This window comes from Methanospirillum sp. (genome assembly GCF_035560735.1).
Classification (GTDB): Archaea; Halobacteriota; Methanomicrobia; order Methanomicrobiales; family Methanospirillaceae; genus Methanospirillum.
Genome location: NZ_DATMYY010000309.1, coordinates 16,807 through 28,642 on the forward strand (window position 1 = coordinate 16,807; position 11,836 = coordinate 28,642).

At 48.8% G+C, this 11,836-nt stretch carries 7 protein-coding genes and 1 tRNA gene; 1 reads left to right on the plus strand and 7 read right to left on the minus strand.

What is annotated here, in order from left to right; all coding sequences use genetic code 11:
- Positions 1-10: 10 nt before the first annotated feature.
- From rpoA2 to VN429_RS09135, 6 genes are all read right to left on the minus strand, one after another.
- Positions 11-2,002 carry a DNA-directed RNA polymerase subunit A'' gene (rpoA2, locus tag VN429_RS12590; RefSeq protein ID WP_414675301.1) on the minus strand — a complete coding sequence of 664 codons (1,992 nt, stop codon included), beginning with the start codon at positions 2,000-2,002 and terminating at the stop codon, positions 11-13.
- Entirely contained in the window at positions 2,002-4,662 is a 2,661-nt protein-coding gene (locus VN429_RS09115) for a DNA-directed RNA polymerase subunit A' (protein WP_325632390.1), read from the minus strand. The genes rpoA2 and VN429_RS09115 overlap by 1 nt, the downstream gene beginning before the upstream one ends.
- Positions 4,663-4,673: 11 nt before the next feature.
- Positions 4,674-6,494: a DNA-directed RNA polymerase subunit B gene (gene rpoB / locus VN429_RS09120; RefSeq protein ID WP_325632392.1), complete on the minus strand. Its 1,821-nt coding sequence runs from the start codon at positions 6,492-6,494 to the stop codon at positions 4,674-4,676.
- Entirely contained in the window at positions 6,491-8,050 is a 1,560-nt protein-coding gene (locus VN429_RS09125; RefSeq protein WP_325632394.1) for a DNA-directed RNA polymerase subunit B'', read from the minus strand. The genes rpoB and VN429_RS09125 overlap by 4 nt, the downstream gene beginning before the upstream one ends.
- 16 nt (positions 8,051-8,066) lie before the next feature.
- Entirely contained in the window at positions 8,067-8,318 is a 252-nt protein-coding gene (locus tag VN429_RS09130) for a DNA-directed RNA polymerase subunit H (protein ID WP_325632409.1), read from the minus strand.
- Positions 8,319-8,393: 75 nt separating this feature from the next.
- Positions 8,394-8,467, minus strand: a tRNA-Lys gene (locus tag VN429_RS09135).
- 318 nt (positions 8,468-8,785) lie between these two features.
- On the opposite strand from VN429_RS09135, the gene VN429_RS09140 reads away from it, so the two are divergent.
- Positions 8,786-9,964, plus strand: a complete 1,179-nt coding sequence (locus tag VN429_RS09140; protein WP_325632397.1) for a hypothetical protein — start codon at positions 8,786-8,788, stop codon at positions 9,962-9,964.
- A gap of 110 nt (positions 9,965-10,074) precedes the next feature.
- Here the strand turns inward: VN429_RS09140 and VN429_RS09145 are convergent, their stop codons facing one another.
- Entirely contained in the window at positions 10,075-11,664 is a 1,590-nt protein-coding gene (locus VN429_RS09145) for an FMN-binding glutamate synthase family protein (RefSeq protein WP_325632399.1), read from the minus strand.
- Positions 11,665-11,836 lie beyond the last annotated feature (172 nt).

Sequence of the window (11,836 nt, forward strand, 5' to 3'; positions counted from 1 at the left end):
ATGAAATACCCTATACTTTATGCCGTACTACTAATTTAACATCCCCGGTCCCGAGCTGAATCGGCTGACCGACAATGACGTTCTCAGTAACTCCGCAGAGAACATCTGCTTCATGAGCTACCGCTGCATCAAGGAGGTGATTGACAGTCACTTCGAATGCTGCACGGGAGAGGACACTCTCCTTCTCTCCTGCAATACCGTGACGTCCGATCTGCTTTACCTCGCCTTCCATACACATCATATCTGCAACGAGCATGATGTGACGGACATCGACCATGATACCCTGCTCACCAAGAGTTGCAAGGGCTTCATTGATGATGGCATTGCGGGCTGCCTCGATACCAAGCACCTGGGAGATCTCGTTGATGTTGTTGGTCCGAGTTCGTGACGTATCCACACCACGAACTGCAAATACATCTTTCAGGTTTGAACCTTCGGTGTAGAGGATGTACTCGCCGGATTCTTTCCTGACCACCACACGCTCGATATCATCGATTCCCTGAACGATGACGTTACGAACATGCTCCTTGAGCTGGAAGAGGTTCTGATAACTCCCACGATCCTTGGGAAGGAAAACTATGATCGCGTTTGCCTCATCAATCTCATGATCAAAGTCACGGTAGTGGCGACGCTCACGGATCTTCTTCGGTCCTGCCTCAAGGATCTCCTTGACCGATATTTTCCTCTTATCACAGACCTGCTTGTTCAGGTGAACAACGATCTGCATCTTTGCCATATCAGTGGTGATGTCACCAAACTCCTGAAGGGGAGCTGCTTCAATCTGCCATGAGACCTGCCTGGCCTTGTCACGATCAGCAGCATACCCCTCACGAAGATAGATTGTCATCGTTGGCGTGGATGGCTCCTTCCTGGCATCCATGATCTCAATGAGACGGGGAAGACCCAGGGTAACGTTGATCTCGGCCACTCCTGCGTAGTGGAAGGTACGCATGGTCATCTGGGTACCTGGCTCACCAATGGACTGTGCAGCCACAATTCCCACAGCTTCACACGGCTCAATCCGGGTATGTTTATACTCCTTGATTACCTGGGCCATGATAGCAGAGAACTGTTCCTCTGTTATAATCCGATGCGGAGATTCAATGCCTTCAATCTCGCGCTTGATGATGATCTTTGCAAGAACGGTGTTGGTTCGGTGAGGAAGGTTGGGTTCCAGGATATTGAAGAACCGGTTATTGATTCTGGTGAGAGACTCTGGGTGCTCCAGAAGATCTTCAATCCGTGGAAGGTGATCGCGAAGCAGTTCCCTGAACTTATCCTGCTGAAACCGGTCAAGTGCTTCAAACCGGGAGAGATCAACCCATTCAGGGATCTTCATCTCTTCAACAGGTTCTTCACGACGGACCGGGATGTCACCTTTGCCGAGATCTGCAGGTAACGGATATGCCTGGACCAGCCAGTTCTCGAAATTACCCTGCTTCAGCTGCTCAGTGAGGAATACATTATACTGTTTCTGGGTGAGCCTGAAGTTCGGGTTCTCGTCTTTCTTGAACTCTTTGATCTGTTCTTTCAGGAGTTTCTCAATCCGCTCAGGAATTTCTGGAATCTTCTCTACGGTCAGGATATGATCTGCAAAGAATTCCCTGATCTCGATTGCCTTCTTGTCCTGGTTTGTGAGTTTGGTCTTACGGATCGGGGTGATGATTACTTCGCCTTCAACGACTGGAAGTATTTCATCCTGAACCTCACTCTCCGATTCCTGATCCTGCAGAGTCAACTGGTAAAAGCGGTCATTAAGCCACTCATAGAACTTCTCTGCATGGATGAGATCCTCCATTTTGGCGATGAAAGCCTGGTCATCAAGAAGGGAATCCTCAGCACCTTCTTCCTCCTTCATCACCCATTCGACCATCTCCATGAGAATTTCTCTGATATGGTCAGGGACATCCTCTGGAAACTTCCGCTTTACCCGGTGCTCTTCAAAATATTTCAGCACCGCCTTGGCAGCCTCGGATGAGATATCGGGAAGTTCACCCATCATCAGATCTCCTCCTTGAGGATGTTACCAACGATACCCTCGACATCCACAGGCTCACCAAATGAACTCTTCATCGGGTCGGTTGAGTCTTCACCATACTCAATCTGGATAATACGACCTCCGGTTGTCCGGACTGACCCGTCGTACGCAACTTTGAGATCCTGCAATGCATTGATCATACGCCGCTGTAGATAACCAGACTGTGAAGTACGGACTGCAGTATCCACAAGACCTTCACGACCTCCGATTGCATGGAAGAAGAATTCAGTCGGATTAAGACCAGATTTGTAACTGTTCATGACAAATCCGTGACCCATTGCTCCGCGTTCATTCTTCTTGAAATGCGGAAGAGTACGGTCCTCGTACCCTCGCATAATACGCTCACCACGAACTGCCTGCTGTCCGACACAACCTGCCATCTGAGTCAGGTTGAGCATCGAACCACGGGCCCCTGAAACAGCCATGACCACTGCTGAGTTAGAGAGACCAAGGTGACGACCTGCAATCTCACCAGTATTATCACGGGCCTTTCCAAGCACCTGCATGATCTGCATTTCAAGGGTCTCTTCAGGAGTTCGGCCTGGCATCGGCTCGAGCTGGCCCTCTTCAAAGATCTTGATCCTTCGATCCACATCTTCAGAAGCCTGGGCAAGTACCTCACGGATCTGACCGTAGTCACTCTTGGAAAGATCTTCATCATCAATGCCGAATGTAAACCCGTCATGCATGATTGCACGGATTGAGAGCCTGGTCACATCATCAATGAACTGGGCTGCACGTGAATTTCCATACTGCCTGATGATCCGGTGGAGGATTGCGCCATCGAATGCACCGACGGCACGCTTATCAATAACACCAGATACAAGGTCACCATCGCGGATCTGAACATATGCATCACGGTCACACTCTTCTTTCAGACATTGTTCACAGTTCTTACAAGAAGATGCCTGGAAGACCATGTTCATATCGCTTGGGAGAATCCTGGAAAAGACCTGCTTATTACTCCAGTAGTTTACACCGTCCTCAACCTTACCAGGTTCTCCAAGGCGATCAACACGGTTATTCTTGAGGAGATCAATCGCCTCACCCTTGGTAAACCATCTGAGCTCATGTGTGAGCAGGAAGATCCCGGAGATGTGGTCATGGATTCCACCGATGATTGGACCGCCGAAACGCGGTGAGAGAATATTCTCCTGCACACTTGCAAGCATTGCTGCCTCTGCCCGGGCCTCTTCGGTCTGCGGGATGTGCAGGTTCATCTCATCACCATCAAAATCTGCGTTATATGGTGGACAGACTGCAGGGTTGAGTCTGAACGTCTTCCCGTCCATCAGTTTGACCCAGTGGGCCATGATGGACATTCGGTGAAGGGACGGCTGACGGTTGAAGAGCACAATGTCGCCATCTCGAAGGTGACGCTCAACAATCCATCCGGGTTCAATCTGTTCAGAGACAAACTCAAGGTTTCCGTCTTCTGTTCCGGTCCCTTTCACAAGCCTGATACGCCGTTTGTCAGGTCTGATGACATAGTTGGCTCCGCACGGACTCTTCACCCAGGGTCTTTCAGGACCGATTTTGACGATCTGGCGAAGCTCATCTATGTTGTATATGGTAGCCTGAACAGGGATGGTCATCTCGTTGGCAATCTTAAGTGGAATACCAACTTCGTTGACCGAAAGGTTTGGGCTTGGGGATATAACGGTACGTGAAGAGAAGTTGACACGTTTACCAGACAAACTTCCACGGAAACGACCGTCCTTTCCTTTGAGACGCTGAGAGAGGGTTTTTAGTGGCCGTCCTGACCGGTGACGTGCAGGCGGACATCCTGCGACTTCATTGTCCATGTACGTGGTGACATGGTACTGAAGCAGTTCCCAGAGATCCTCTATGATCAGTTGTGGTGCACCGGCATCCTGATTCTCTTTGAACCGCTGGTTGATACGGATGATATCCACAAGTTTGTGAGTCAGATCGTCCTCTGACCGCTGACCGTTCTCCAGAATAATGGACGGGCGCATCGTAACCGGTGGAACAGGAAGCACGGTGAGGATGGTCCACTCAGGCCGTGCTACCGAAGGCTCGATGCCGAGGTGAATCAGATCCTCGTCCGGGATCTTTTCAAGTCGTGCCCTGATATCTGCAGGAGTCAGTTTGTTCTCAACTTTTTTGCCACGATCATCGGTTGTGACTTCGGCGAACGTGGTTGGTTTTTCAAAGTTGATTTTAAGCTGCTGTTCTCCACAGTGTGGGCAGATACGCTCCTTTTTAACATCCTTTTCAGAGAGAGAGTCACCACTGCTCTCATCTTCAGGACCCATGATCTTCTCGATCTCTTCGGGTGAGAGGAGGAGGCGACCACACTCACGGCAGGTAACCCTAAGCAGTTTCCTGATCAGACGAGTATATCCTACGTGGATGACAGGTTTAGCGAGTTCGATGTGACCAAAGTGGCCGGGACATTCACCAGCCTTCTGGCTGCAGGTCTTACATCGAAGACCTGGGTCGATGACACCGAGGTGAAGATCCATAAGACCCTGTGGATACGGAAACCCGTCATCATCATAGGTGTCTGCCCATATGATCTTACGGACACTCATCTGGCGGATCTCTTTCGGGGAGAGGAGACCGAACTCAATCCTTCCAATTCGTTTTGGGCTTGGCATTTCACTCCTCCTTATACGACATCCTCAAGATTGAGACGGGGCGCAATCATCATACTCTTCATCTCATCGAGGAGGAGTTTGAATGCGTAACTCATCTCAACAGGGTAAATGTCTGTCTCATTGCCACAATTGAGGCAACGGGTGATGTTCATCTTCCGGTCGAGCATTGCCACCATACCGCAGTTGGCACAGACAAACTCGGTGACCTTATCGGACTCTTCAAGCAGGCGCTCTTTCAGAGCCATTGCTGCTCCATGTCCGATCATCACATCACGTTCCATCTCACCAAAACGAAGACCTCCTTCACGGGCACGACCTTCGGTTGGCTGACGGGTCAGCACCTGAACCGGACCGCGTGAACGTGCATGCATCTTCGAGGATACCATGTGGTAGAGTTTCTGGTAGTAGATGACACCAATGTAGATGTCTGCCTGGAATCTCCGTCCGGTGATTCCATCCCACATAGCTTGGCGGCCAGTGTGTGAGAATCCAAATGCCTTGAGAGAAGAGCGGAGATCTTCTTCACGGGCACCTGAAAAGGCGGTTCCATTGACACGGTGACCCTCAAGTGAACCCACCTTTCCACCAAGCATCTCAAGCATATGTCCGATAGTCATACGCGATGGGATAGCATGCGGATTGATGACCAGATCAGGCTGCATCCCTAATTCTGTAAACGGCATGTCCACTGCCGGAGTGATGAGTCCGACGACTCCTTTCTGCCCGTGACGAGATGCAAACTTGTCACCGACTTCGGGGATACGAAGGTCACGGGTTCTGACCTTGACAAGTTTGGAGTTGTTCTCTCCTTCAGTCAGGATAACAGTGTCAACGATACCATGTTCATTGCTTCGCATGGTAACAGAGGTATCACGCCGTTTCTCAACCGTTATCAGTTCAGAACTTGGTTCTTCAAGGAAACGTGGTGGAGAAGTCTTGCCAATAATGACATCCTTCTCATTGACGACTGTCTCAGGGTTAATGATACCATCGTCATCCAGGTTTGCATAATAGTCGGCACCGTGGGCACCGACGACATCCTCATCAGGTACCTGAATGCGGTCTATCTGACCTCCCGGATACCGGCGTTCCTCACCTTCATATGTTCTTAAAAAGTGGGATCTGCCAAGACCACGGTCGATTGAGGCCTTATTGAAGATGAGTGCATCTTCAATGTTGTACCCTTCGTACGAAAGGATAGCAACCACAAAGTTCTGACCTGCGGCCCGGTCGTCAGATCCAATTCCTTCAGATGTCTGGGTATAAACGAGAGGTTTCTGGACATAATGAAGCAGGTGACCACGGGTATCAGGCCGGAGTTTCATATTGGCGTTGGCAAACCCGAGCGCCTGCTTGACCATTCCTGCTCCCATCGTAACACGTGGGGATGCATTGTGCTCAGGGAACGGAACATGTGCTGCCCCGATACCGAGAATTAGCGATGGATCAATCTCAAGATGAGTATGATTCGGCGTGATATCATTAGGAGTCATTGCAATGAAGAGATCCTCTTCCTCTTCAGCATCGACAAACTCAATGACACCACTGGTGATCAGATCTAGGAATGCGATCTCCTTGTTCTTCAGTTTCTGGAGATCTTCCTCGGTGATCAGTGGCTTTCCATCCTGAAGAACGATCAACGGCCTGCGGGCACGCCCGCGATCAGTATGAATGATAATATCGCCGTTGAACTCCTTGTGCGAACAGTTCACCTCTGTTGAGATGACTCCCTGCCTGCGCATAGTCCTGATCTTTTGGACCAGACCCTTTGGATCATCAACAAGGCCGATCAGTGCTCCGTCTACGAACACACGTGATTTTGTCTCTATCACTGAATTTCACCCCTGATCTGCTCGACACCAAGGCCGTAGAGCATCCTGATGATCTCTTCATCATCATATACTCCTTTGCTGATCTCGACCATCTGGGCAAAGTTCTTGACCAGACCACAGTTCGGACCTTCAGGAGTTTCACTCGGACAGATCCGACCCCATTGAGTCGGGTGCAAATCACGAGCCTCGAAGTGAGGCTGGGAACGTGAGAGCGGAGAAATAACACGCCGGAGGTGTGAGAGGACACTCATGTGATCAATCCGGTCAAGCAGCTGCGATACACCAGTTCTACCTCCAACCCAGTTACCAGTGGCAAGCGGATGGAGCAGGCGTTCAGTCAGCACATCAGCACGGACAGCGGTTGCAATAGAGAGATCACGATGTCTCATGCTGGCACGCTCAAGCTGATATTTGATATCACGGGTAAGCCTGTTCAGTGAGATACGGAAGAGATCCTCCATCAGGTCACCAGCGAGTTTGAGCCGCTTGTTTGCGTAATGATCTTTGTCATCAATACGTCTGCGATCAAGAACAAGATCGAAGCAGGCTTCAGCCATACGTCCAAGGAAGTGGGCCTTTGCAAGCCTGACTGAACGTACGATCTTCATCTGCTCCTCATCCTCTTCATGCACAAACCGCGGCATCATGTAATTGAGATGTGGAAGCAGGTAGTTGTCAAGCACGAACTCTGCACGTTTCTTCTGATAATCACGTGTCTGGTTTGGTGCAAGCTTTTTACCAACGTACATTACTCCACATTCAACCGAGTCGCATTCACTCTCTTCAAGGTTCTGCATCATGAAGGTGAGAATTTCTTCATCGGTCGAGACTGCTTTGACAACCTCTGCATCGCTGGTCATCCCGAGTGCCCGCATCAGGTCCACAAACCGGAGGTGCCCGGCAACTGACGGGAATGTAACCTCAAGAAGGTTCTTGCGGTTACGCTCAACAACCACAAGTGCACGATAACCCCTGAACTGAGAGAACACCTTGGCTACGTAGATACGCTCGTTGTACCTCTCGGTGTACTCGGTCATGATCTTGTTTGAGGCAAGATCTTCAAGCGTCATCAGCACACGCTCAGTTCCGTTGACTATGAAATAGCCCCCGGGATCAAGTGGATCCTCTCCATGAGTCACACGCTCCTCTTCAGTCAGACCTGACAGGTTGCATGCAACTGAACCAACCATGATCGGAAGCTGCCCAATGGTTGCAGTCACCGGTTCCTGACGGACTCCACCCTGGATAAGGGTGAGATCTAACTGAATCGGTGCCGCATATGTAATATTGCGGAGCCGTGCCTCTCCAGGGAATAGTTCAGACTGCGATCCGTCTGCTTCCCGTACAAGAGGACGTAATATTTTCAAATCTCCAAGCTCAACCGATACTGGTTCGTTTCCTTTACCCCGTGACTCAATATCTGTTTCAATGATCCGCTGTTCTTCAACAACCTTATGCAGATTATGAGTCAGAAAATAATTGTACGAATCCAGTTGATGCCGGGCTACATGGTCCCGGGCAAAATATGCCTGTGAAAGGATGCTCCTATCAATCAAAAGATCAGCCCCAGGCTCACTTCTTGGGTCTCTTTACTACCTGGCGGTAGGACTCTGCACGACCAGCGGTCATGCTCTTTCTAACGATCTTGATGACATCATTGATCCGGGCCCCTATGGCAAGCACTGCCGGATCGTCATGATAAATCTTGGGCAGGTGTTCCTGCCCGATATTATACTTAGAAAAGAGCGCTTTGACATCCTCATCGCTCGTGATACTGTGCTCTGGTACCATCTCATGCTTAAGTACATTCAGCTCGGCGTTCAACGCCATACCCCCTCGATTGCTACAACAATTCGATTAAAAAATCTGTGCACGAAAAAACCACAACTGCAAGTGGAACGGGCTCGAGGGGATTTGAACCCCCGACCACCTGGTTAAAAGCCAGGCGCTCTGCCAAACTGAGCTACGAACCCCCTTTCTCATCTCTCTTGTAGCATCATAAAGAGGCTGCAATAAGGGATAAAGGTTTGCTTATCCTTTCATGTTTCAGAACTGATCACCATCGTCAGACTGATCTGAAACCGGGATAAACCCCCCAAACAACGAGATGCAGGGTGGCGCGTGAATAACTTATATGCTGGAGCAGATAAACAGTTCTACTGGAATCACTGTTCATACATCAATATAGCTGAAGGAGTCCCTTGATCCTGAAGTCGATAGGTACTCAGAGATTCCGTTTTTTCAGGAGCGATACTGAGTGGTACCAATATGGCTAATACAGGCTGGGCATCATGGATGAACTCAGCCAATGGATAGAAGAGAATAAAAAACTCTGTCAACCAAAAAAGGAGCATGCAATAAGGGCTGTTAGACATCTTTCACGGATTGAAAGACAGAATCTCTTCTCAGAAGAGATCTCATACATGAGGTCAGCGGAAGGCCGATGGTTTGAGATGATCTCATATGAACTCTTTCTTGATCTTGCCACCAGGACAAATGCCATCAAGGCAGTAGTTTTGAAAGGAGCAGATGTCAGAGGTAAGAAAGAGATCCCGGCACTTGGGCAGGATGGGTTCTTCTATTCACGAAACGGGGATATCACACTTCGAGGAAACGGACAAGATCTTGCAGAATTCGACCTCTTACTAATCAAATCTGATAATTCACTGGTTTTTGTGGAGGTAGTTACATCACCATCCGATCTCAAGGATTTTATGCAGGAGATTTATTACAAAAAACAGATGATTCGCTACCTTTTCAATCAAAAGGCGGTCACCTTCATCCTGATAACCTCTTTCCCTCTTACAAACTACAAAGGTGGCAGAAAAGTCCTCGGTTCTGAGGAGCATCTCTCAATCTGCACTCAGGCATGTGAAACATTCAGATCCCACATCTCCGGAACCTGGAATAAAAATACAATGAAACCGGTTCTTCCAGCCGGAAAAACAGTCAGGGCCACAAGTCTTGAGCTTGCAAACCCTCTGTCATACAAAACCTTCCATGACCTGGAGCGCGAGTGGGTCTTTACCCATCTGCCAGAAGGAGATGACATGCCCGCATTTCCATCACCCTACAGGACAGCTACCCTTGTAAAAAAGATCCTCTTCGGGAGACTCTATCCATCCACAATCAAACGACTCTGTGAACATTACCGGTTCACATACAAAGATAAGAACCTCTCTGCTGAGGATATTAATGAGCAGTTTTCCAAGATGATCCTGGCTGCCGATCTGCCAGATTATACTCCTCTCATTTACTTCAGGCTGAAGCAGAAGAAGGAGTACTACAAGATGGTATTTGATGGGCAGGGGTGTTTTAAATTTGAACGAAAAACCCCTCCAAAGGTGGGTTTCTTCGTCTGGCTTGAGTCATTGGAGCCAGAACTTGGTGCAGGAATTTCAATAAAAGTAATAGATGTACTTGCAAAGTTCTGTTTCACAACCAGACAGACGACCCCTCCCCAGTCTTAAATTTTGAGAGCGGGGAATCTGAAACAGTCTCCTTAAAGTAACACTGTATTATCCCTTTTTTTGCTAAAAAATGGAATTCTCCTTTAAGGAGAATAAAGTATTACCTGAAATTACTGGAGAAGAATATCCCATGCTTCATCCCGATATGCTTCCATCACATACGGAATACCTGATACCTCTGCAGCTTCAGGAGTGAGAGCCATGAGATCTCTTCGGGAGACCGACTTAAACGAGAAGTTACGGCTTCCGGCCATAATCTGTGACATCCCGGTCTTGAACTTCTGTGAATATGTGTAGATTCCTAGTGCTCCGAGCGGTATCTGGTCCATTTTGGAGCCGAACTTTTCTTTGAGTTCTTCGTATGCAACAAAGATCTCCGGGACCGTTGAACCATATTTAGAGATACTCTTTGGAAGTTCACCGGCTTTGAGCCACTTCTCAATGTTCTTTCCTACCATTCCCGGAATCATGAGGCCACGACCCATACAAACAGCTTTGAAATACGGTGCACCCATGGCAAGAGCCTTGAACGCATTTGCTTCGTCAGCAAATCCACCTGCGATAGCGAGGTCAGGTACCCGCATTCCCTTCTTCTGGAGATCGCATGCCATCTGGTATGCCAGAGACTGAATGTAGAAGGTAGGAATGCCCCACTCATTCATCATCGGCCACGGGCTCATACCTGTGCCACCCGGAGCTCCATCAATTGTGAGAAGGTCTATCTTTGCTTCCGAACTCCATCTGATGGCCATCGCGAGTTCTTTCATTGAGTATGCCCCAGTCTTCAGGGTCACTCTCTTGAATCCGATTCCACGGAGGCGATCCACTTCCTCAAGAAATCCTTCTTTGGAAACAAAGCCAAGCCTTGAGTGGCGTTCAAATTCTTTGATAGCTCCAGCCTTGAATGATGCCTGGACATCTGAACGTGTCGGGTCAGGAAGAACAATATATCCACGCTTTTTGAGCTCCTGGGCACGTGCAAGATCCTTTACCTTAATCTCACCTCCAATGCACTTTGCACCCTGACCCCACTTGAGCTCGATCGTCTCAAGATTATGTTTAGATGCAACATACTCTGCTGTCCCAAGCCTGGTATCTTCGACATTCAGTTGTACGAGAATTTCTCCATAACCCTGATGGAACTTCTTGTACGTATTGATGCGACGATCCATTTCTGGAGAGGATGCCACTTTTTTATCTGACCCAAGGGTTAACTGGGGATCAACTCCACAGACATTTTCTCCACAGACCAGGGTTATCCCTGATATGGCTGCACCAACCGCAAAGTGCTCCCAGTTGATTCGTGCAATATCAGTGGAACCCAGTGCACCGGTGAAGATCGGAACTTTCATCTTTATTTTGATGTCCCACCCGTACTCAACCTCGGTGTTAACATCATCGAAAACAGCCGTATCTGGATTTGCAGATACACCTTCGGGCAGCCCGTTTGCCCCGACAGCATAGCCCTGAATATTCAGATGTGAATAATCAATCGGGTAGTCTTTGTCTGCCCCTGCAGTGACCTCACCAAAAGGCCCGGGATACAGAACTTCACGGCCGCGGAATGATGCTAGCCAGATATCACAGGCACCTTTACATCCGTCAACACACCGGGAACACATCCCCGACATGGGCACAACGTCTTTCGAACGGGTTACCGTGCCTACGGCTTCATTGGAATTAGGACGTTTCAAATTCATGAGGTATCTCCCCTGCACATCAATGAATGTGCGGGATCTCAAAACCCGGTCTTTTTTAGGGAGCCGGATAAGAGAAATAGATCTCATTGAGGTATAATCTCTTTCCTTCTCTCATTCTTAAAAAAAATGGATAATTTTAAGTTGATTAGATAGAAGGAAGTTGTCGATAAAC

What these genes read in the sequence shown, in the direction of transcription:
- rpoA2 (WP_414675301.1), bottom strand. Translation starts at nt 2,002, where the DNA reads ATGATGGGTGAACTTCCCGATATCTCATCCGAGGCTGCCAAGGCGGTG.
- VN429_RS09140 (WP_325632397.1), top strand. Translation starts at nt 8,786, where the DNA reads ATGGATGAACTCAGCCAATGGATAGAAGAGAATAAAAAACTCTGTCAA.
- VN429_RS09145 (WP_325632399.1), bottom strand. Translation starts at nt 11,664, where the DNA reads ATGAATTTGAAACGTCCTAATTCCAATGAAGCCGTAGGCACGGTAACC.
- VN429_RS09115 (WP_325632390.1), bottom strand. Translation starts at nt 4,662, where the DNA reads ATGCCAAGCCCAAAACGAATTGGAAGGATTGAGTTCGGTCTCCTCTCC.